21 protein-coding genes are annotated in these 22,968 nt (G+C 36.7%); 9 read left to right on the top strand and 12 right to left on the bottom strand.

Annotation, left to right across the window (positions count from 1 at the left end):
* Positions 1–337 precede the first annotated feature (337 nt).
* Positions 338–1,534 (top strand): cation:proton antiporter, encoded by a 1,197-nt coding sequence (locus KEM10_RS18120; RefSeq protein ID WP_212217620.1) that lies wholly within the window; start codon positions 338–340, stop codon positions 1,532–1,534.
* A gap of 36 nt (positions 1,535–1,570) precedes the next feature.
* On the opposite strand, the gene KEM10_RS18115 is transcribed toward KEM10_RS18120, so the two are convergent.
* Positions 1,571–3,592 (bottom strand): M3 family metallopeptidase, encoded by a 2,022-nt coding sequence (locus tag KEM10_RS18115; protein WP_212217618.1) that lies wholly within the window; start codon positions 3,590–3,592, stop codon positions 1,571–1,573.
* A gap of 178 nt (positions 3,593–3,770) precedes the next feature.
* Between KEM10_RS18115 and KEM10_RS18110 the strand changes: the two genes are divergently transcribed.
* From KEM10_RS18110 to KEM10_RS18095, 4 genes are all read left to right on the top strand, one after another.
* Positions 3,771–4,871 carry an SPOR domain-containing protein gene (locus KEM10_RS18110; protein ID WP_212217615.1) on the top strand — a complete coding sequence of 367 codons (1,101 nt, stop codon included), beginning with the start codon at positions 3,771–3,773 and terminating at the stop codon, positions 4,869–4,871.
* Positions 4,872–4,905: 34 nt separating this feature from the next.
* Positions 4,906–5,883 (top strand): DUF6588 family protein, encoded by a 978-nt coding sequence (locus KEM10_RS18105; protein ID WP_212217613.1) that lies wholly within the window; start codon positions 4,906–4,908, stop codon positions 5,881–5,883.
* A 103-nt stretch (positions 5,884–5,986) separates the two neighbouring features.
* On the top strand, positions 5,987–6,943 hold the full coding sequence (locus tag KEM10_RS18100; RefSeq protein ID WP_212217610.1) for an SPOR domain-containing protein: 957 nt from the start codon (positions 5,987–5,989) through the stop codon (positions 6,941–6,943).
* On the top strand, positions 6,943–7,935 hold the full coding sequence (locus KEM10_RS18095; protein ID WP_212217608.1) for a DUF6588 family protein: 993 nt from the start codon (positions 6,943–6,945) through the stop codon (positions 7,933–7,935). The genes KEM10_RS18100 and KEM10_RS18095 overlap by 1 nt, the downstream gene beginning before the upstream one ends.
* A 7-nt stretch (positions 7,936–7,942) precedes the next feature.
* Here KEM10_RS18095 and KEM10_RS18090 read toward each other — a convergent pair whose 3' ends face one another.
* Positions 7,943–8,476 (bottom strand): nitroreductase family protein, encoded by a 534-nt coding sequence (locus KEM10_RS18090; RefSeq protein WP_212217606.1) that lies wholly within the window; start codon positions 8,474–8,476, stop codon positions 7,943–7,945.
* Between the two features lie 95 nt (positions 8,477–8,571).
* Between KEM10_RS18090 and KEM10_RS18085 the strand changes: the two genes are divergently transcribed.
* Complete coding sequence (locus KEM10_RS18085) at positions 8,572–9,336, top strand: YdcF family protein (protein WP_212217604.1); 765 nt, start codon at positions 8,572–8,574, stop codon at positions 9,334–9,336.
* Here KEM10_RS18085 and KEM10_RS18080 read toward each other — a convergent pair.
* Entirely contained in the window at positions 9,333–9,854 is a 522-nt protein-coding gene (locus KEM10_RS18080) for a hypothetical protein (protein ID WP_212217602.1), read from the bottom strand. The two genes, KEM10_RS18085 and KEM10_RS18080, sit on opposite strands and share 4 nt — an antisense overlap.
* A 260-nt stretch (positions 9,855–10,114) precedes the next feature.
* On the opposite strand from KEM10_RS18080, the gene KEM10_RS18075 reads away from it, so the two are divergent.
* Together KEM10_RS18075 and KEM10_RS18070 are read left to right on the top strand one after the other, a co-directional pair.
* A complete protein-coding gene (locus KEM10_RS18075) occupies positions 10,115–10,636 on the top strand; it encodes a DUF4251 domain-containing protein (RefSeq protein ID WP_212217600.1) in 522 nt (173 codons plus the stop codon).
* Between the two features lie 117 nt (positions 10,637–10,753).
* A complete protein-coding gene (locus KEM10_RS18070) occupies positions 10,754–12,049 on the top strand; it encodes a hypothetical protein (protein ID WP_212217598.1) in 1,296 nt (431 codons plus the stop codon).
* Positions 12,050–12,079: 30 nt separating this feature from the next.
* Here the strand turns inward: KEM10_RS18070 and KEM10_RS18065 are convergent, their stop codons facing one another.
* The 6 genes from KEM10_RS18065 to KEM10_RS18040 form a co-directional block, all read right to left on the bottom strand.
* Complete coding sequence (locus KEM10_RS18065) at positions 12,080–12,868, bottom strand: PhzF family phenazine biosynthesis protein (protein WP_212217595.1); 789 nt, start codon at positions 12,866–12,868, stop codon at positions 12,080–12,082.
* Between the two features lie 77 nt (positions 12,869–12,945).
* Complete coding sequence (locus KEM10_RS18060) at positions 12,946–14,610, bottom strand: alpha-amylase family glycosyl hydrolase (RefSeq protein WP_212217592.1); 1,665 nt, start codon at positions 14,608–14,610, stop codon at positions 12,946–12,948.
* Between the two features lie 266 nt (positions 14,611–14,876).
* On the bottom strand, positions 14,877–17,060 hold the full coding sequence (locus KEM10_RS18055; protein ID WP_212217589.1) for a B12-binding domain-containing radical SAM protein: 2,184 nt from the start codon (positions 17,058–17,060) through the stop codon (positions 14,877–14,879).
* A 6-nt stretch (positions 17,061–17,066) separates the two neighbouring features.
* The gene (locus tag KEM10_RS18050; RefSeq protein WP_212217586.1) at positions 17,067–17,933 is read right to left on the bottom strand and encodes a DMT family transporter; all 867 of its coding nucleotides are present in this window, start codon (positions 17,931–17,933) and stop codon (positions 17,067–17,069) included.
* 21 nt (positions 17,934–17,954) lie between these two features.
* Entirely contained in the window at positions 17,955–18,761 is an 807-nt protein-coding gene (locus KEM10_RS18045) for an MBL fold metallo-hydrolase (protein WP_212217583.1), read from the bottom strand.
* 332 nt (positions 18,762–19,093) lie between these two features.
* Positions 19,094–19,765 (bottom strand): B3/B4 domain-containing protein, encoded by a 672-nt coding sequence (locus tag KEM10_RS18040; RefSeq protein WP_212217581.1) that lies wholly within the window; start codon positions 19,763–19,765, stop codon positions 19,094–19,096.
* Positions 19,766–20,034: 269 nt separating this feature from the next.
* Between KEM10_RS18040 and KEM10_RS18035 the strand changes: the two genes are divergently transcribed.
* A complete protein-coding gene (locus KEM10_RS18035; RefSeq protein WP_212217579.1) occupies positions 20,035–20,697 on the top strand; it encodes an HAD family hydrolase in 663 nt (220 codons plus the stop codon).
* A gap of 374 nt (positions 20,698–21,071) precedes the next feature.
* Here the strand turns inward: KEM10_RS18035 and KEM10_RS18030 are convergent, their stop codons facing one another.
* The 3 genes from KEM10_RS18030 to KEM10_RS18020 form a co-directional block, all read right to left on the bottom strand.
* Complete coding sequence (locus tag KEM10_RS18030) at positions 21,072–21,236, bottom strand: hypothetical protein (protein WP_212217577.1); 165 nt, start codon at positions 21,234–21,236, stop codon at positions 21,072–21,074.
* Between the two features lie 120 nt (positions 21,237–21,356).
* Positions 21,357–21,581, bottom strand: a complete 225-nt coding sequence (locus KEM10_RS18025; RefSeq protein WP_212217575.1) for a hypothetical protein — start codon at positions 21,579–21,581, stop codon at positions 21,357–21,359.
* 361 nt (positions 21,582–21,942) lie between these two features.
* Positions 21,943–22,968: a permease gene (locus KEM10_RS18020; protein ID WP_212217573.1), complete on the bottom strand. Its 1,026-nt coding sequence runs from the start codon at positions 22,966–22,968 to the stop codon at positions 21,943–21,945.

The following is a 22,968-nucleotide window of genomic DNA, read 5'->3' as shown; positions in this document are numbered from 1 at the left end:
AAATAGTAAGCACAAAAATAAGAGGATGGCATATGTCATCCTTTTTTTGTCCCATAATATTGGGTCAATTCGGTCTGACGGAATATAATTTTATTAACAACCACCCCAAAAATCCTCATTATAAACTTGTTTAATAGAAGTATTGAATCAAACAATTAAGGATATATAAAGCTTTTACCTGACTAAACAAGGGAATCATACCATCATAACATGATTTGATTTTAACAAATACAACATCAAAAAACAGGTAATATAACAGAGTGATTATATAAAATTTTATAAATTGTTATTTTTTAAAACAATTACTATTAACCCCTAACCTAATACAAATAATTTGATGTATCAGAACTTCGCCATCCTATGCATAATTATCCTAATTTATAGTTTAATAGCCGGAAAAGTTGAAAAAAAACCTATTAGTAGTGCCATGTTTTTTTTGTTTGTGGGACTTGTTCTGGGACCATTTACAATTGATTTTTTCAGCATTAAGTTCAATGAAGAAGTATACAAAACACTCGCCGAATGTGCTTTAGCCTTAGTCCTTTTCACAGATGCTTCTAAAGCCAATCTAAAAACTTTAAAAGGTCAGATAGCCATTCCGTACCATCTATTATTAATTGGTTTACCCATTACCATTATTTTTGGAGTTCTGATTGGTAAATTAGTTTTTCCGGCAATGAGTTGGATTGAACTGGGGATTCTTTCAACCATTTTAGCTCCTACAGATGCTGCTCTGGGTGAACCTGTTGTAAACCATAAAAGTGTTCCGGCCAAAGTCAGAGAAGGAATAAATGTGGAAAGCGGACTAAATGATGGTATATGTGTTCCTATCTTACTGCTGTTGATGAGTATTTACAAATTTGACGCTAATGAGCATGTAACTTTTGGGTTTGCATTTGGATTGTTTATTAAAGAAATTGGAATTGGAGTTTTGGTGGGTGCCACTTTAGCTTATTTGGGATCTTTGGTGATAAAACATGGATTAACCAAGCAGTGGATTGAGTCTGCTTGGAAGCCATCAATTGTTATAGTAATGGCTTTAACTTGTTTTTCATTGGCACAAACATTAGATGGTAGTGGTTTTATTGCCACCTTTGTTGGCGGTCTTATCTTTAACCGGGCGTTAAAAAATCACAAATCCACAATGCTAACAGGTGCTCTTGGTGTTGGTAAAATATTAAATGCTGTAGTCTGGATTGTTTTTGGAAGCGTCATCACGGCTGAAATCCTACCATTATTAACCTTACCCATCATTTTATACTCTATCCTTAGTCTTACCGTCATCAGAATTCTACCGGTATTGCTTTGTTTATTGAATAACAAAATATCGGGATATAGTAAATTATTTATCGCATGGTTTGGGCCAAGAGGATTAGCCAGTATTGTTTTTGCAGCTATGGTTTTTGAAGGTGATCTGGCTTATGGCAACACCATTGTACTTACTGCATGTTGTACCATTTTAATAAGTGTTTTTGTACATGGTATTTCAGCAGAACCAATGACAAAATTTTTCACATCAAAAACGAAGAAATAAAAAAGAAGGACGGTAATTACCGTCCTTCCTCTAATATTATTTCATTAATCCGCTTCTCTTTAACAATGGTTCTATTGAGGGCTCTTTACCTTTAAAATTTTTATATAAAGTCATCGGATGTTGAGTTCCGCCTTTTTCCAGAATTTCTTTTCTGAATTTCTCAGCAGTTGCCTTATCATAGATTCCATTTTCCAGGAATGAATCAAAAGCATCGGCATCCAGCACTTCCGCCCATTTATATCCATAATATCCGGCAGCATATCCCCCATCAAAAATATGTGAAAAACCGGTTGAAAATGCCGTTCCATCCACTTCAGGAAATAACTCAGTAACCTGCATGGCCTCTTTTTCAAACTCCACTACATCACCATCAAATGGTTCTTTTAACGAATGCCAGGCCATATCATTTAGTCCAAAACTTAGCTGACGAACTGTTGCATATCCACTTTGGTAATTATCGCTATCAATAATCTTTTGAATCAATTCCTGAGGAATTACCTCACCCGTTTGATAGTGTTTTCCCACTTCTGCTAACCACTCTTTTTGAGTAGCCCAATTTTCCATAATCTGAGAAGGAAGCTCAACAAAATCACGATACACATTGGTTCCTGATAAGCTTTGGTATTTTACATTACTCAACATTCCATGCAAAGCATGTCCGAACTCGTGTAAAAAGGTTTTTACTTCATTAAATGTCAGTAACGACGGTGTATCACCAGTTGGACGAGTAAAATTACATACGATTGATATCTGTGGTCTTACATTTTGATACTGATCACGGAAAGAAGTCATCCAGGCTCCCCCTTGTTTAGTCGGACGAGGAAAGTAATCAACGTAAAAAACACTTAGAAAAGTATCGTCTGCATCATAAACTTCAAACACCTTAACCTCGTTATGATATTTTGAAATCTCTTTTGTTTCCTCAAAACGAAGTCCATACAATCGTGAAGCCAAACTTAAAACACCTTCTTCTACTTTCTCTAATCTGAAATATGGACGGGTAGCTTCATCATCCAAACCATATTTCTCTGCTTTTAATTTCTCAGCATAAAAAGGGTAATCCCAACGCTCCAAAGGATCTTCCAATCCATTTTTGTGAGCAAATTCTTCAACTGCTTTCACATCCTCATTACCTATTTCATAAGAAGCATCCAATAAATCCTGTAAAAAGGTATTTACTTTATCAGGATGCAAGGCCATGTGCTCTTCCAACACATAATGAGCATGAGTTTCAAATCCCAAAAGATGTGCTTTAGCTACACGCAAGGAAACTAATTTCTTAATAATTTCCTTATTATCATGTTCATTATTGTTATGCCCTCGGGTTGAGTAGGCCATAAACATTTGCTTGCGTAAATCACGTCGCGATGAGTACTTCATAAAAGGCACATAACTTGGGAAATGCAAGGTAAAAACCCAACCTTCTTTCTCTTGCGATTGCGCCACTTCACGAGCAGCCGAACGCGATCCTTCCGGCAATCCTTCCAGTTCATCTTCATTAGTTAAATGAAGTTGAAAACCATTTGTTTCAGCCAAAAGATTCTCACCAAACTCAAGGCTCAACCGCGATAACTCACTAGTTATTTTACGATATTCTTCCCGCTTTTCTCCTTTAAGTAAAGCACCTTTACGTACAAAAGCTTTATAGGTATCGTCCAATAATTTTTCTTCTTCTACGGTATATTTTGTGGTAGATTTATTGTCGTACACCGTCTTCACTTTCGAAAACAAAGATTCATTCAACCAAATATCATTCGAGTATTCGGTAAGCAATGGAGATACCTCACGCGCAATAGACTGAATCTTTTCATTGGTTTCGGCATGATTGAGGTTAAAAAACAAACTACTCACAGTTCCTAGTTGTCGTCCGGCTTCTTCCATTGCTTCAATAGTATTGGCAAAGCTTGGTTCGTCGGTATTATCAACAATGGCTTTAAAATGTTTACGTCCTTCCTCCATTAATTCTTTAAAAGCGGGCAAATAATGCTCTTCTTTAATCAAATCAAATGGTGGTGTATTATGTTTTGTTTCAAATGTCTTTAATAAAGGATTTATCATGATCTATAATTTTATCTATTTCTAATGAAGTCACAAAAATAATCAAGTAAGAAGTCATTTTATTACTTTTAAACAACAAACCTTTTTAACAATCGTTCGTTAAAAAGCGTAAAGTATATTTAATTTTTAAATACTTTTGAGTTAAACAACTATTAATCAAAAACAACAAACTATCGAAATGCTAAATCATCTTTTTAGAAGTACCATTGTTTTAGCCATGCTTATTTTCCCATTTTTTGGGAATGCCCAAACTAATGAAGTAAAAAAACATCTGAATGAAAAAGAAATTAAAAAACTGACATCGTCTGAAAAACTTATAAAGAAGGGCAATTCTGTTATTAATGAAGTAAAACAACTGGAAGAAGAAGTTGAAGCGCTTAAAAATGCGGAAGGAAGAATTAAAACCCGTAAGATTAATAAGCGAAACCAAAAAATTGCAGAAACAAAAATGAAAGCCGCCATTTTCTTCGAAGATGGATATGGTAAACATATTAACACTCTGGACAAAAGAATAAAAGCTTTAGAAAAAGAAGGTAATTCTGAGGCAGCACAAACTCGTAGTGATGTTCATTCTCTTGAGAAAAAAGCTAAAAAGCAATACAATAAAGCAGAGCGACTTACATCACCTGCTGATATGATTGCGATGCTTGAACTGGCACAAGAAAATCAAAGCAAGGCAATTGCTTTACAAGAGAAATTCCTCCTGTCAGTATTAGAAAGTAATTCCACAAAGGAAGAAGTTACAGAAACTACTGAACCAGAGGAAGAGGTTATTGCCGTTATTGACTCTACAACCACTATCGAACCTCAGCCAGAACCGGTTGTTGAAGAGATTGAAACCACTCAGGTACCTGTTACAACTATTGAACCAGAAGTAACTTCAACGGCAACCATTGCAACAGGTGCAGCAGTTGCTACGGTAGCCGCCATGCCCGAAGAAACAGAAGAAACACCTGAAGAAGAATCGGTTATTACTGTAAATGAAGAAACTGCAGTGGAAGAACCCGAATCTGTTATGGATGTGTTTCTATCAATTCAATTTTTAGCTGATAAACAAAAAGCCTCAGAGTCTCAATTAAAGCAAGCTTACAGCGGTAGCCTTGAGATAATTGAGAAAACCGGAAACGGTTGGTACAGATACTCGCTTGGTAAGTTTACCGATGTAACTAAAGCACGAAAAACTATGCAGGAAGAAAATATTAAAGGCTTTATTGTAGCTTATAATAAAGATGAACGCATCTCTGTTAAAGAAGCTTTGGAACTAATCAGTAATCAATAATAATCAATACACACATCAATTAAAGCAAAACAACATGAAGAAAAATCTGATATATGTAGCAACTGCCTTTTTATTGATTACAACATCAATAAATGCTCAGAAAAACCTTCCAATAGATCTTTTAAAAGGAGGTATGCATGATGCCAACCTGATAGGAAAAGAATACTTACGACCTTATGGTGAAATGTTAGGCGTTAACTTAAACAGTGGTTGGTACAACTCAGCGAAGGTGCATAAACTGGCTGGATTTGATATTACCATATCAGGTACTTACACCACTGCCCCAAGCTCCAAAGAAAGTTTTGATGTTTCTAAATTATCTTTGGAACAATTGCAAGCCATGAATGGACAAACCATTGCCCCTACAATGGCTGGAGATAAAGCCAGAGAAATTGCCTTTGCACACCAAGATGTTCCCCAACAAGAATTAGTTACTTTAAATGGTTCCGGCATGAATACCTTTGTCAGTCCAATGGTATCCGGAGCTGTAGGCTTACCTTTCCATACCGAAATTATGGGACGTTTTATGCCTAGGGTTGAATATGGTGATTATGGTAAAGCATACATGTGGGGATTAGGATTAAAACATTCGTTAAAAGATTATATACCGTTTATCAAACGCATACCTGTTTTACAGGTTTCAGCCCTTGCTGCATACACTCATTTTGAATCAAAATTGGGCATTAGTGGTAGTGTTGGTAGTGGTAATCTCGAGACATCAGCCGATGCATATACGGGCCGATTGTTGATTGGAGCTAATTTACCTGTAGTTGCTTTTTATTCAGGCATTGGATACGGAAACACCAAAAGTACATTTGATGTGGTAGGTGATTTTAATGTTGGTCCGACAAATGAACCTGAAACAAATCCAATTTCACTTGACTATTCCACAGGAAATTTCGATTTTAACGTAGGAATGAGAATTCGCCTGGCGATATTTTCAATACATGCTGATTATACTGTTGGTGATTACTCGGCAATTACAGCCGGTGTAGGTATCAATTTCAGATAAACAAAGACCTCAGAGAGCAGTCTTTATGGCTGCTCTTTTCTCTCACTCCTGAACATTTTCAGGAAATGCACAAAACACCCCATTATTTAAAATCCAAACTACCGTGAATCATAATCATTTTCATAGATTATTGATTGCTGTTTTATTGTTAGGACTGATGAGTTCATCATATGCTCAGTTGTCTAATGATAGCCTTGACCTTGTATTTTCTTCATCCGAAATAAATAAATTGTCAAAAGGCGATAAACAGATTAACAAAGGAATTGCATTATATCCCCAAATAAACACCCTTCTTTCTACCTATCAGGGCTCACAAAGCTCTACGCCCAGAACCCATTTAGATGATGACAAAATTCAATCCTCTCTAAGATCCTGCAGACCCTATTACACAGGAGTTTTCCTAAAAACAAATGTTTACCTCAAACGTTTACAACGACTAAAAAAAGAACTCCAATTCACCAATGATATTGACAAGCTACTTGCTCAGACAGAACAGGAGGTAAAAAAGTCTAAAAAAGAAATGCGGCAATCCAGAAATAGTAGACATCTGCAAGATGCTATGATGCACAGTGCCAACGCCATTAATATCCATCGACAAATCCAGACTTCTTTATATACTGATATACTTGAACTTCTCAACCGCACACCCGAAGAAGAGGTAGAAGAAACCTTACCACCTGTTGAAACAGTAGAAGTTATTCCAACGGATACAGTTCCTGCTATAGAAGAAATTGTTGAAGAAAAACCTGAAGAAGTTATTGTTCCGGTTGTTGAGGTTACTGAGCCTGTAAAACAACCAGAAGTATATTTCTCCATCCAGATAATAGCCGATAAAGCTCCGGTTGTTGAAACGCGCTTAAAACAGGTTTATAATGGTAGTAGATCCATTATTATGAACGAAGGAGACGGTTGGTACAGATACTCGGTTGGTAAGTTCAATAGTTATGATCAAGCTAATTCAATAATGAAATCTGAAGGTATTAAAGGGTTTGTTGTTGCTTATTCTAATGGAAAAAGAATAACAACAGCACAGGCCAAAACCATACTTAATAGTAAATAATGAAAAAACTCTTAACATACAGTTGTATTATTTTACTTGGGGTTACCGGGCTGAAAGTAAAAGCCCAAACACAAGTAGTTGATTTTTTAAACTACGGTGTTGATAATGCTCAGGTATTATCCAACTTATATCTACAACCTTATGCCGGCATGATTAACTCAACCCTGATTGGTGGTTGGAATATGTCACCTCGTGTATTACGTCCCGGTAGATTTACACTACATTTCTTCTACAACCAAAGTTTCTCAAATGGAAACAAACTTTATGACTTAAACAATTTAATCGAAACGAATCAGCTTACGGGTGTTACATTGCTAAATGCCAACAATTATAATGCACCTACTGCCGTGTATAATTACCCATCTATTCAAGACCGTCCGGAGTTAATTTATAATGAAGCAACTACAATGGTACCTAATGGCAAAGAAATAAAAACATTAGGGTTACCCCTGATATCAGCCAGTGTTGGAGTATCAGCAAATACTGATGTCAGTATCAGAATAGCGCCTCCTTTGAATAATACAAATATTGGAGACACTTTTATGTGGGGTGTTGGATTAAAACACAGTCTAATTCCTTATTTCAGATGTTTGCAAAAACATCCGTTTTTAGAAGCTTCTTTAATGGCTACCTATTCACAAATCAATACCAGTTCTGATATTAGTTTTAACAGCCAAACGAATCAAACACTTGAAATGGATGGAACTAACATTTCAGGTCGATTTCTGATGGGAGCTCATTTTACCATTGTTGATATATATGGTAGTATTGGATATAGTAAACGAACCATCGATTCATCATTTAAAGGAACGTATACCGATATACCCGGAGAAACATCAGCTGTGACAGATCCTTTTATAAATGAATATGATTTTTCTAATATGGAATATGAATTTGGTGCACAGGTGAGAATTTATTTTCTCAACCTGCAAACCTCTTATACATTTAGTAATTTTGGAATGGTTTCATTGGGCGCGGGTGTATCTTTTTAGATCACTTCTATTTTTTTAATGATTGCCCAAATTTCTCCTCAAAAACTACCTCTTCTATATTCTTACGTATTTTATACGGCGGTTTATTTTCAATAGGATAACCAATAGGAAGCAAAGCTATTGGTTCAATACCTTCAGGAAGTTGTAATAAATTTTTTACCAGTTCCGGGTCGAAATGGCAAACCCAACATGTTCCTAGTCCTAATTCTGTTGCTCTTAGGGTCATGTGATCAATAGCAATAGCCGCATCAATATCGCAATGATCTTTGCCATCAAAAGATCGCTTCCACGATTGACTATGATCACCACAAATAACAATAACCTGAGGAACTTTTTTGAACCACTCTCTGCTATATGCTTCTTTTAATTGAGTCAGGTTCTCCTCTTCCGAAACAACAATAAACTTCCAGGGCTGTTTATTAGCAGCCGAAGGAGCTAATCTACCGGCCTCCAATACTTCTATTAACAGAGCCTTTGAAACTTTTGAAGATTTGTATTCACGAATCGAATAGCGTTCACGGAGTATCTGATTAAAATGCATATCTTAGTTTTTTCAATTTGTGGTTAATGGATTACTTTTAGCATCATTACAAAATTAAATGTTCAACGAAAACTTGCAAATTTTAGCCAAAACAAATGTTTTTCATCTTATCAAAAATTTTATCCTTTCTGATATATCCGTTTAATTGGAGTTTACTTTTATTTATCACAGCACATTTCATTAAACGCAAAAGATTAAGAAAATCACTACGAATTATTGCTTTGGTTAATTTGGTATTTTTCTCAAACACGGCCATTTATCAGTCTGTGACTTCTGGTTGGGAGCAACTCTATTCAACTCCTCAGCTAACAAACAATCAATCGTATAACATTGTGGTGCTTGGTGGATATTCATCTTTGAATGAAGAGAATGGACAAATTTGTTTTAACCAGGCAGCAGATAGAATCTTACAGGCTTTACCCTTGTTTTATCAGAACGATAGCAACCAGTTAATTTTATCGGGAGGAAGTGCAAATATATATTTTGATGAAACACCTGAGTCTGATTACCTGTTGAAGTATCTTCAATCGATTCAAATTCCTGAAGAAAGGATTTTAGTAGAATCTAAGTCTCGTAACACTTACGAAAATGCACTTTACACTTCTGAACTATTAAATAAACAGAATCAACAAAAATCAGTTGTACTGGTTACATCTGCATTTCACATGTTCAGAGCAAAGGCCTGTTTTGAGAAGCAAAAAATTAATATCATCCCCTACCCAACGCAACCCATACGAAGCTTAACACCCTTAAAACCTACCGATTATTTTTTACCATCATTAAGAACATTGGATAGCTGGTCGATATTAATAAAAGAATGGATGGGAATTGGTGTATACAAGTTAAGGTCGTATATCTAAATACCAACACCAAAGCCTACACTAAATACCGGATCCCAGGCATTATATGGCGAATTCTTATCCTGCAGTACGTCAAAAAGCACTCTGAATGAAACAAAACTTCTTTCACTGATTCGCTGCCTGTAACCTCCTCCAACATATAAAAAGGGAACAAAATTCCTCTCTTTATCGAGTTGAAAGTTATACCTTTCCATACTTAAACCAGCAAATTCAGCATGTGCAAAAACGGTTGGCAATAAATTATATTGAGTAAAAATTCTTCCTCCATATTGATTATATGTTCTTGAAGGACTTACTCTCTTATCTTTTGTATATTGATATTCGATACCTAATCCTGCATAAACCTTTTCATTAAGGCGAGCTCCCAACATTGGACTGATCATTATATTAGTATAATTACCAAATGTAAGTCCAACATGACCTCCAGTATATAGCTTATCTTTAAATGATTGTTCCTCTTGCGAATACAACGAAAAAACAATGCTTAAACTAATTAACAACACACTTAACTTCTTCATATATTTAAGGTTAAAGATTTAACTAATGCATCCTACTTAAAACCATTTCTCATATAATCGATATATTCCTTAGCTTTTTGACTTCTTTTCTGTTCCTTAATTTCAAATACAAACCAATAAATTAATGATATTATTATAAATTCCCATCTGGTTTTTGGAACACTATTTCGAAGACAATACACTTTTTATAAGCGAAGGAAACTACTTGATTATTTGGCATATCTTTTGATATCTTTATGTAAAAATAAAACCAAATTATCATGAAAGCAATTGTTACCCTATTGATCGTTGGAATTATTGGCTTTATTCAGCCTCAAAATTCTTATTCTCAGAAGAAAAAAAACAGAAAAGAAAAACAACAGATAGAGTTTGCTGAAACACTCAAATTAGTTGAGAGCGGAAGTTTTATTTTTGTGCCTGATCGTGCTTTCCCGCAAGGAGGACGCTCAATCGATTTAACAACCAATTACGGATTCCTTAAGGTAACAGATGAAAAGGCAGAATCAGATATGCCTTATTTTGGAAGAGCCTTTCAAGCCAGCTATGGATCAGGTGAAGGAGGAATGAAATTTAAAGGCGAAATGCTGGAACAAAAGATGGAGATTAACGAAAAGAAAAAGTCAATCGAATACACTTTTGAAGTAAGAGATAAGGATTATTATAAGATAAGAATGACCATTAGCTACGGAGGTTCAACATCTGTTGGTATAACCAGTAATAACCGCAGTTTTATCAACTACAATGGAAAAATTAGTGTACCTGAAGAAGAAAACGAGGAATAATATATTCATTTATTTGTTTAAGCTCATTGTTTCGGCAATGAGCTTTTTTTGTTTTGATGCAACCCTTCCCATTTATTGCTGTCATTAAAACAAAAATAATAACACAACTATACAGCAATGAAAAGACAAGTACTCTCCATTTTTTTAGCAAGCTTATATGCAATTAGCTTTGCTCAAACAGATAGTCTTCAGCAAAAAGACTTTCAGTTTTCATTTCTCTATCCGTTAGGAACAGACGGACATAACTCAATTAAAAATAGCTATAATGTTTCGCTGAACCTGTTTATGGGCCAAACCGGTGCAACCGAGAGTTTTGAAGCAGGTAGTTTTCTGAATATCAATAAATACTATACAAACGGAGCCCAGTTATCTGGTTTTATAAATATTACCGGAACAAAAAATCTTCAAAATGATTATACTTCAAAAGGTTTTCAGGGTGCGGGATTTGTTAACGTTAATAACACATCGGTTGACGGAGCCCAGATTGCCGGATTTGTAAATACAGCAAACAAAACCTTAACAGGTGCTCAAATAGGCGGTTTTATCAACTATACTACTCAAAGTATGAATGGCGTTCAGGTAGCAGGGTTTGTAAATGTTGATGCCAAAGGTAGCTCAAGAGCACAGGTTGCAGGTTTTGTTAACCACACACCACATAATAATGGAGCACAAATAGCAGGATTTATCAATAATACGAGCGTCACTAAAAAAGGCGCACAAATTGCCGGCTTTGTCAATACTTCAGCCCAAACCGATACAGCGACACAAGTAGCCGGTTTTATTAATGTGGCAGCCAAAGGAAATACCAATGCCCAAATAGCTGGATTTATCAATGTGGCTGATAAAGTTGAAGGTCTGCAATTAGCAGGTTTTATTAATGTGTGTGATTCAATTGACGGCGTGCCCATTGCATTGATTAGTATTGTTCGAAAAAACGGATTCAGAGCCTTTGAAGTATCAGCCTCAGACTGGAGCATTGCTCAGGCAAGCTTTAAATTAGGCGTTCAGCATTTTTATTCGGTATACATACTTTCTAAACTACCGGATGAATCTTCTCGCTGGGCTATTGGTGCAGGATTTGGACATCAGAGCAACTTAAAAAATAATTGGAAGGTAAATCTGGAAGCCACTGTTCATCAGGAGTTATGGATTGATGATGACCGAGCTGATAAATTCTTGTATATGGATAGAACCAACCTTGTGAATCAGTTAAAATTCGGAATCGGTATTCCGATTGGGACTTTTGCGACTCTTAATATTGCACCAACTTTTAACGTGGGTGTAGCTAAACGTACATCAGAACCATTGGGAGATAACCTGCAACCTCATTGGAATTCAACCTTATCATCTCATAATGTTGGAAATAAAAGACTCAGCACCTGGTTTGGATTCAGTACAGGTATTCAGTTTTAATAATTTAAAAGGGAGCAAATTGTTCCCTTTTTATATTTCTATTGTTCCTTCAAGATACAAACAAGCCTGCCCCCCAATAATTACTCTATCGCCCTGAGAAATACACTTTACAACTCCTCCTCTTTTTGATAATTGTAATGCATCTAAATTTTTCTTCTCCAGCACTCCTGACCAATAAGGAGTTAATGAGGTATGAGCCGAACCGGTTACCGGATCTTCATCAATACCAATCTGTGGCGCAAAAAAACGAGAAACAAAATCAACACTATCCCCTTTTGAAGTCACGATAACTCCACGTGCATTAACCTTAGCCAGCTTTTGTAAATCAGGCATTGCCTCTTCCACCTGTTTTTGAAGACTGTAAACCAATACGTAATCTGTTTTCCCCTTCAAAACAGAATCCGGCCTTAATGGAAAAGCAGCTTTTAACTCATCGGTAATCTCAGCCGTTTGAATATCATCAGCCGGAAAATCCATCCATAACCAATCATCCTCTTTTTGAACCGTTAAGATTCCGCTGTAAAGAGTATCAAACAACACTTTTTCTTTTTGATACCCCAATTTATCGAATAAAATAAAAGCACTTGCCAAAGTTGCATGCCCGCACAATTCCACTTCGGCAGCAGGCGTAAACCAACGAATAAAAAACTGATCTTCGTTTACTTTTGTTACAAAAGCCGTTTCTGCCAGATTATTCTCTGTGGCAATCTTCTGCATTATATTATCTTCAGGATATTCATCCACAAAGCAGACACCTGCCGGATTACCTTTAAATAGTTCATTGGTAAAAGCATCAACCTGATAAAAGGGAATTCTCATAGCATTGTTTTTAATCTTTTGAAGATAAAAAAAATCCGGGACTAGCCCGGATTATTAAACCACACAAAAACAATTATCTATTTAGATAATAACACTATGTCAAAATCAGTATTTAATTTAGCCAAACCATTTTTCACTTTAACCTGAGCACCAGAATAAGAATCAGTTAATACTTCTCCATCATTATAAACACCCGCTACAGGTACTTCTTTCTTTCCTTTTGGCAAATCAAGCCCAACAATTACCTTATCAGAATAATCACCTTTAGTATATTCTCTTTTAAAATAATAAGGGGATGACTTAAGTATTGTATGAACACCCGCTCCAATTGATGGATGCTCAGCCCGAAATTTTCCTAATTTTTGGTAATGATGTAGAATATCTTTTACTGGTACTCCATTAACTGATGTGTTGTCTTTAAGATCATCCCAATTCATTAATGAGCGAAGATTAGCATCTCCTACTGCTCCGTCAACAATCAAACTTCGTGCTGATTCATCACCATAATATACTTGTGAAGACCCCGGACAAAGTATCAGTTTGGTTCCCGCCTCAATGACTTTGGTTCTATCTTTATCGAAAGGATAACCATCATCATGCGAAGTAGTGTAATTCAATACACTTTGGCCCGCTAATGGCCCATTTAATTTATTGCTGTAATACGAAAACAGTTCTTCGTATGGCTTATTGGCATCACCTTTAAAATCGAAATTAATCAGACTTTTCATTCCATAATTGAAATAATCAACCTGCTTATCTCCAAAATTATATATGCGATCGCCGGAAATACCATAACCATAGACCTCGCCTACCATAAAAAAGTCATTGTCATCCAATGCTTTATTCGGATTCGCTTCTTTCCATTCAGCAAAAGCTTTGACTGCTTCCTTCCATAAATCTCCCCAAACACCTTCTTCGGTATGTTTGGTTGTGTCCAAACGATAACCGTCAATTCCGTATTTTCTGATAAAGTCGGTTAACCATTTGATAATATAATACCGTGGTGTTCTTGGGTATCCGGTAGTAGAAAAGAAAGCATCTAATTCGCTAACTTCTTTTTCCAATCGCCCTTCGGCTTCCCATTTTTCCAATAATTGCTTTGGTAATTCAACTTCCTGATCTGTTCCGGTTAAAACATCCGGCAGATTCTCAACCAAAGTACATGAGACTGTTGATTCATAATCGGCATATTTACACTGTGGTTTTTGACGTACCCATCCTTCGGGCCACACCGGATCCAGTTCAGTCACAGGCCCTGTATGATTGATGACAACATCCATTAGAATACGAATGCCTTTTGCATGGGCAGCTTCAACCAATTTGGCGAATTCTTCTTCTGTTCCGAAATTGGGCTCAATGGCTGTCCAATCCTTTGCCCAATAACCATGGTAGGCATAGGTTAAGCCGGTTCCTTCATCAACTGCCCCATGAATTTGCTCCACAACAGGACTAAACCATAAAGCTGTGATTCCCAAATCAGAAAAATAGCCCTCGTTGATTTTTTGTGTGATTCCCTTAAAATCACCACCTTCAAATCCTCTTAACGAGCCACTTTCTCCGGTTCGGTTATAATTGATATCATTATCAGCATTTCCGTTTTTAAAACGATCGGTCAATAAAAAGTAAACATTCGCGTTTTCCCAAACAAAGGGTACTTCGGGTTTTTGTGATGCTTTTTCAGGACTTTGACAACTGATCAAAAACAAGCTTAAAAGCAATCCCGAAACAAAAAGATTCTTCATTATTAACGATTGATTAGTTAGCTAAATAGTGCGTTATTTTAGGTAAGATTACAATGCAACAATTGTCTTTATCCAACTAAATATTAACGAACTTATATTCAAAGTAAAGATAACTGATTGATGAATAAGAGTCTAAAAATACCTTTCTTCAAAAAAACTAATAACCAACCTTAAATACTAATATACTATCACTTACACAAATCCAACCTCACCGAAAATAATTAAGAAGAGCCTTCCGAAACGGTTTGCGGAAAATCATTATTTCATCATAAAATCATTAAACCAGCTTCTTTTAATTGTTTGCAGGTATAACTATTAAGGAAAATATCGAATCTACCCAATTGATTTTCTTCAAAGGAGCTTCTTAAATCAGCTGTTTTAAAAACAGATTCAGAGCTAAAAACTAACTGAGGAAGCCAATTCAAAAGCCACTCAGCTAAATTCTTTTTGATATGGATTGTGAACGTTTCAGTTTTTGTATAGATGATTAACTCTGCCATTTCAACCAACTTCTTCCCTTTCTTTTTCTGATAGAATGAACAAGTAGGAAGTACTCCCATCCAAATCCAGCGTGCTGTTTCTTTAATAGCAGTTGCTTCCTTCAAAAACAATTGAAGATAATTAGGAGGAAGAAGTGTTTTAGGTGTTTTAAATTCGAACCATTCATCTACCGGCCAATCAAAGCCCACCCCATGCATATAGTTATACAAAGCCTTTTTTAATCCTTCGCCAAATATTTCGTGCGGTGCACCTTTGGGATCGGCATGAAACAAGTCGTTATTGGCAAAACTTCCATTCTGCCCACCTGTAATTTGAATCTGGTATTTATCGGGATGCAAACCCACATCGCTATGAGCTGTCATGGCAAACTGATGCCAGAAAGCCGATGTCAGCAAATCAAGTTCAAACAACTGACGAACTACTTCCAGCGAATCAATTGTTTCTTGTGCTGTTTGAGTTGGGAAACCATACATCAAATAGGCATGAACCATGATACCGGCTTGTTTAAAGTGAGATGTTACTTTTGTAACCTGAGCAATATCAACACCTTTATTAATCAGCTTCAAGATACGATCAGAAGCCACTTCTAAACCACCGGAAACCGCTATACATCCACTCATTTTTAATAACATACACAAATCGGCCGTGAAACTTTTTTCAAAGCGAATATTGGTCCACCAGGTTACTTTTAGCTTTCTTCTCAGCAGTTCTAAAGCCACTTCTCTGAGTAACATTGGCGGTGCTGCTTCATCAACAAAATGGAAACCATTCAAGCCCGTTTGCTTCATCATTTGCTCCATTCGGTCAACAATATCTGCTGCTTTATTGGGCTCGTATCGTCCGATATAATCCAACGATCCATCGCAAAAAGTGCATTTACCCCAGTAACAACCATGAGCCAATGTGAGTTTAAGCCAACGTCCATCGCTCCACAAACGAAACATGGGGTTGGCCACTTCTACCACCGAAATATATTTATCCAAAGGCAAACCTCTATAATCGGGCGTTCCTACTTCTTTTTGAAGAACATCGTTTTGCTTCTCATTTTTGATGTAAACAACTTCATTGTTTTGCAATACAAATGTGCGTAACAATCCTTGCAACTCTAACTTTCCATCCAAATGCTCGCACAATAGTTGCAGTGGACGTTCTCCATCATCGAGTGTAATAAAATCGACAAACTCAAAAACACGAGGATCTGATACCGATCGAAGTTCGGTATTTACAAATCCTCCACCCCAATTGATTTTAATAGTTGGATGATGTTGTTTTAACCATTGCCCTATGCGCAAAGCACCAAAGAGGTTACCTGGGAAAGGAATGGATATGGAAACCAAATCAAATTCGGCCTGACTTAATTGTTGCCCGAACAACTCCAACATCATTTTATCAATCAAAGATAGAGGTGAATTCAATGCTTCGTATAAATCATCAAAAGTAGTGGCCGATCTTCCTAAACGCTCGGCATATCTCGAAAAACCAAAATGAGGGTCTACTACTTCGGTAATAAAATCACCCAAATCCTCTAAGAACAGAGTACATAAATGCTTGGCCTGATCGATCAATCCCATGGATCCAAACAGCCAATCCAGATCATCAACCTGGGCAAAGCGACTTCCTTGTGGCAGAAAATCGGTATTACAAATAAGGTAAGACTGCTCCGTGGTTGGATGCTGTAAAAAGGCAATCACCTCATCAATCACCGATATATATGCATTTTTCAAAGCCCATAAACGCAGGGCATCTTCTGATGCTTCGTCTATTTCAACATGATCAAAAATGCGTTGCAAACCTTCCTTCGAAAACATTTCGTTTATCAGCTCAATACCCAAATCGCACTGGCGACTATCAACACCAATGGTATTTAAATATCCCTTTAGGTAAGCCGTAGCCGGATAAGGTGTATTCAATTGAGTTAAAGGAGGCGTTACAAGAAGTATTTTTGACATATTGATTTACTGTTTTTTGATATTTAGAAGCATAATGCCAAGACACGATAGCACGGCCAGCGATGCTCCAATAATTTCCAAGGCACTGAAGGTTTCGTTAAATACCAATACTCCGATTATAACATTTACCACAGGAATCAACATATGAAAAGGCGACCCTGTAGCTATGGAAACATGGCGATAACCTTCGGTATTTAATAACTGAGCCATGGCTGAAAATACTCCAATAATAATTAGCACATAACTCCCATTTACAGGACCTGTAATTTCAGGCATATTGGCAGGGATAAGAAAGATCCAAAATCCTACAATGCTCTGAGCAAAAAAGATAGCATATGAATTATCGGTACCATGTAGTTTTTTCACTATTAATATTGAAATGGCATTGGTGATGGCACTGCACATGGCTAGTACATCGTAGAAACCAAGACTCCAGCCTTCATCGGAGCCAGAGAATTTTAACGAAACCAGGACTATACCTACAAATGCACCTAAAATAAGTATCCATTTTGGAACACTTACCTTTTCTTTTAGCACAATGGCGCTTAACAATGTGGCAAATACCGGATACGAATAGGAATAAACCGATCCTTTGCCCATGCCTATTTTTACAATGGCAAAATAAAATAAGGTAACAGATACTGCTCCGGAGATTCCTCTTAATAATAACAAAGGACTTCGTACAAATTTCAGATCTATTCGTTTAAAAAGCGCCAATATTCCAAGAATCCCAACTCCTACTGAAAAACGTACGAATACAGTAACAAAAGTACTTACATGCGACATCGATTTTACCAGTGTAGCCATTATAGCAAAAGCCACTACTGACAATAACATTAACATGATACCATATGATGTACCTTCTTTTTTCATGTTATTGTGTTCGGTTTATCATCAAAACAAACTAAGCTGATCAGCTTGTTCTTTTATATCTACTCCAGGTTCAAGTGTAAATACTTCTGACGGGGCATAACGCGAAGTTGCATAAATCTGATATCGATCGCTCACCGTCTGAAAGGTTTTTAAAGCTAATTCGGGTCGATTATTATCAGCCGAAATATGCGATAACAGAATGGTTTGAAGAGGACTGTTCTTCAATTTATCAACCGCTTTTAAAGCCTGATCATTACTTAAATGCCCATTATCGGATTTTACCCTGCTTTTCAGATGAGCCGGATACGGACCTTCAAGCAACATCTGCTCATCGTAATTGCTTTCCAGAAAAACAGCATGACACTGTTGCAAGTGCTCTTTAACATTACTGCAAGCCGTTCCAATATCAGTCATCACCCCAATGCTTCGTCCGTTTAGCTCCACCCGGAAACTACAAGGATCAACTGCATCGTGCTTTTTGGCAAACGAATGAACTTTGATTGAACCAACCTCAATGGTATCGCCGGGTTCAAACACTCTTACTTTTGAAGGTTGATGATGAATACGGGTTCTACCCTGTGTCGTTTTAGTCAAGTACGCATCTATCTGATGAAGATCGGCCAACACACGCAAACCTCTGATATGATCAGAATGCTCGTGTGTAATTAATACGGCTTTTACTTTTTCAATCTTCAATCCCACCTCTTTCATGCGTTTCAGCACCTGCTTACGACTGATGCCGGCATCAATCAATACCGCCTCTTCTTCATTTCCCACATAGTAGCAGTTACCATTGCTACCCGATGCCAACGCACAATATTCAATCATTCTTAATCAGTTCATTAGTTTTTAGGCAGTAGTCAGTAGTTCATTTACAGCTTGCCTAAAACAATTTTACACTTCTTTTTTTAATACATAACAAGCTAATCTTACTTTTTAGCTATGTATGCGAATCAACAGTTGAACCCACTTTTGGGTTCGTTTATAATACGATCATTTTCCACGGGTTCCACCCGTGGCTATTCATATTAAATCCCTTCAGGATTTGAAAATGTCCGAAGGACATTAATAATAATAGCCTCGTGCGGAGCGCGGGGTGTCTATTTGACTAATGATACAACCCCGAAAGTGGGTTGAACTTTGCTATAAAACAAATTGAACTATTGATTCGCATTATGTATAAAAAATCGATCTTTCTCTTCTCCTTTGGCAAACTTACTGTATAAAGATGAGGCTTCATCCAATGCAGCTTCTATTTTTGCCTGATCATCAAAACCAATGATAATCATTAGAAATTGCCTGGTATTTTCTGTTACCATGGTGCGCACCGAATCGCTGGTGGGTGTACCAAAAGCACCTTTCTCATCTCTGAAAACAGGCAAATTCTCTATATTTAATTCACCACGACCAATACCCTCGTATGGTTCGCCTTCCATCCCTTTACCCAATACCACAGCACCTTCAACCGTATTGTAATCGTATCCACAAATGGAATAACCGGTTTTTACTGATATCAAATTAAGAATATCAACCACATTATTGATATGATACAATCCCTTACCATTAGCCACTCGTCTCAATAGCGATTCTGCTGACGGACGATAACGGTTGGGATCTTTTCCCAATGCTTTATAAGCTTTTTTATTGGCTTTAACCGTTGCCATTTCACGTATCGATTCGGGCGTTAATACAGGCTCAAGCGTTTTTAATTCATCATCCATTAAAGTAAGCAGCTCTTCATTGCTTTGTTCCACTTCAACCGAAATTAAAAAACCGCCCAGAATCAACTCTGGTAACGTTTCACTCACAGTTTTTTCAATGCTTATGGTCATATTCAGGTAAATTGGTTTTGATTTACAAAGAAAGGAAATTATTGTCGAATTGCATTCTTAGTTCGAAAGTCCGTAGCACGAAGTCCGGAGAAAGCTTTTAGCTAATAGCTTCAGCCCACTGGATATTTTTTGTTGAATTGCAAATTTGTTGAACTGTTGAGTTGAAACACAATTAAACAACTCAACAGCCATCGGTGATAAGCCATCAGCTATTTCCTTGCCTACTATGCATATTTTCCACACTTTTGCAGCTCAAAACAAAAACCATTATGATACCGGAAACAATCAAGGCTGTTTTTTTTGATATGGATGGGGTACTTTACGACTCAATGCCCAACCACGAATATACCTGGCGCGAAAGTATGAAGACGGTTGAAATTGATTTTCCTGCAGAAGAAGCGTATATGAATGAGGGACGTCCGGGATTTTCAACTATCAAATATGCTTTTGATAAATTTCTGAATCGCCCTGCCACAGAGCAAGATATAGACAAGGTTTACGGCGAAAAAACGCGCCTGATGAAAGAATGCCCCGAAGCTCCTATCCTGCCAGGCATGCAAGAACTGATTGCTCATTTAAAAGCTAAAGGTGTAAATGTATTTGTAGTTACCGGATCGAAACAGCCCACTTTGGTTGATAAGCTAGATGCACATTTTGGAGTAGCCAAAGAAAATATTATATCGGGTCGTGATGTAAAACAAGGTAAACCTCATCCTGAACCATATTTGATTGCTTTAGAGAAATCGGGTTTAGAAAAAGAACAATGTATAGTGGTTGAAAATGCTCCGCTGGGAGTTGAATCAGCCAAAGCCGCCGGAATCTATACCATTGCCGTTAACACCGGTAAATTAAAAGACCAGGTATTGTTGGATGCAGGTGCCGATCAGCTTTTTGCCAACACACAGCTTTTGTCTGATGAATTGATGAAATAAAAACCTCTAATGACTGCAATATACAAACGCATAATGCAGTCATTTCAAAGATTACAATATAGGTTTGCAAATTACTCCACTTTTTTGCCGGATGAGCTTTATACGTTTACATATTGCTCCACTTTTTTGTCGAACAAGCTTTATATGTTTGCTTATTGCTCCACTTTTTTAAAAGATGGCATTTTAGGTTTGCAAATTACTCCACCTATTTATAAGATGAGCTTTATACGTTTGTATAATGCTCAATTTTTTAAAAAGACGACTTTTTAGGTTTAAATATTACCTGACTTTTTTTGCTGGATAAGGCTTAAAGGTTAGCAAGGTAGTCTCAATATCGTATACGTTAAATGGATAATTTGAAGCTTAGATATTAATTAACTTCGTCTCTTTCTCTCCACTACCTGCCCCAAATAATAGGCTCCTAATATGGGAATCAAAATAAAACCCAAATACTTCTCAAGTATTCCGGTATTAACTAATACTGTTAAAATTACGGCTGATATAAGTACAAAAAGCAAGTCGTAGTAGATCTTTTTCATTATTGGGGTTGGTATTTATTTATGCAATTTATTCTGGTTTTACACCTCTAATAGTTTGTAAGTTTTAAGGCAGAAGGCAGTAGATTATTTATAATCCAAATGAAAAATTAATCACAAATACTATCTATATATTTTATGAGCTTCCTCTTGAGAGTGAGTTCTTCCCTCTTCAAAATCCTCTAAACCTCTATTAATCGAATCCAGTTCATCTTTCTTTAAAGCGTCCCACCAATCATCTGATTTTGAATAATCATCCTTGATCTTAGAAAGCTTCTCTATAATTGAGGTATCATTCAGCATAGATATCCACTCAATTAAACTCAGTTTTTCGGTTTGAATATTCATAACTAAATCATTTGGTTTGGTACAAAAATAGTTGTCATAAAATTGTATAACCACTATGAATTAACATTAATAACCGATTAAATATATATTCAACCTCGCTGAGGTTGATTGGTCATTTACATTTCACTTATCTATAAATATTTATCTCCGCTGGAGATAATAAAACAACTTCAGGGAAGTTGAATATTTATAGAAATAATAAGTCTACCCTATTAATAACAATCCCAGCGGGATTGCATATCACATAGGCGTTTCTATGTTTTTCTACATTTTTAATCGGTCAGTAATGATAAATTAATAATTCTCATCATCTGGCAAATCATCTAACCGTCTAAAGTCTATTCATCTACCAATCTAGTATCTACACTGCAAACACCCAATAATTAAACACATAACCAACAATCACAATTCCTGTTGCTACTACTCCCACAAAAACGGCAATCAATTGCCACTTCAGTACTTTTTTCAAAATCACTATTTCGGGAAGTGAGAGACCAATAACCGACATCATAAAAGCCAGAGCAGTACCTAACGAAACTCCTTTTTCGATTAAAACACTAACAATGGGAATGATACCTGCAGCATTGGAATAAAGCGGCACTCCAACCACAATTGCCAGAAGAACCGAATACCAGTTATCAGCTCCTAATGCACGCGCCAAAAAATCATCGGGCACATAGCCATGCGCTCCGGCACCAATGGCAATACCTGCTATCACATAAATCCATATCTTGCCTACAATCTCTTTTACTGAGTCAAGACCAGCTTTTATTCGATCGTTAAAAGTCAATTGAGGAAGTTCCATGGCTTGTTGGTTCGATTTCACCTCAAACACCCAATCAGCCACATATTTCTGGAGTTTTAATTTCTCAAGGATATAACCAGCAGTAATGGCAACGATTAAACCTGTAGAAACATATATTAAAGCCACCTTCCAGCCAAACAAGCCCACCAACATTACCAACGCCACTTCGTTAATCATGGGTGCCGCAATCAAAAATGAAAAGGTTACTCCAACGGGTATTCCAGCTTCAACAAAACCTAAGAAAAGAGGAATGGCCGAACACGAACAAAATGGCGTTACAATCCCTAATACCGATGCCATAACATTACCCACAAAAAGAGGTTTACCTTCTAATGCCTTTTGGGTTTTCTCAGCCGAAAAATACGATCTTACAATCCCCACCAGAAAAATAATCAGAACCAGTAACAGTAGAACTTTGGGCACTTCGAAAATAAAGAAACGCAACGATTCAGTCAGATGTGCACCCGCTTCCATCCCAATCAGGTCATCAATAATAAAATCAGAAATGGGTACCAAATACATGTAAACGATCACCCAGGCAACAAGAGCACCTAATAGTGCTATAATTCTTTTTGTATTCAT

Source organism: Carboxylicivirga linearis, from assembly GCF_018271995.1.
GTDB lineage: Bacteria > Bacteroidota > Bacteroidia > Bacteroidales > Marinilabiliaceae > Carboxylicivirga > Carboxylicivirga linearis.
Note: the sequence above shows the minus strand (reverse complement) of the source record. Positions and strands in the feature narration are given on the sequence as shown.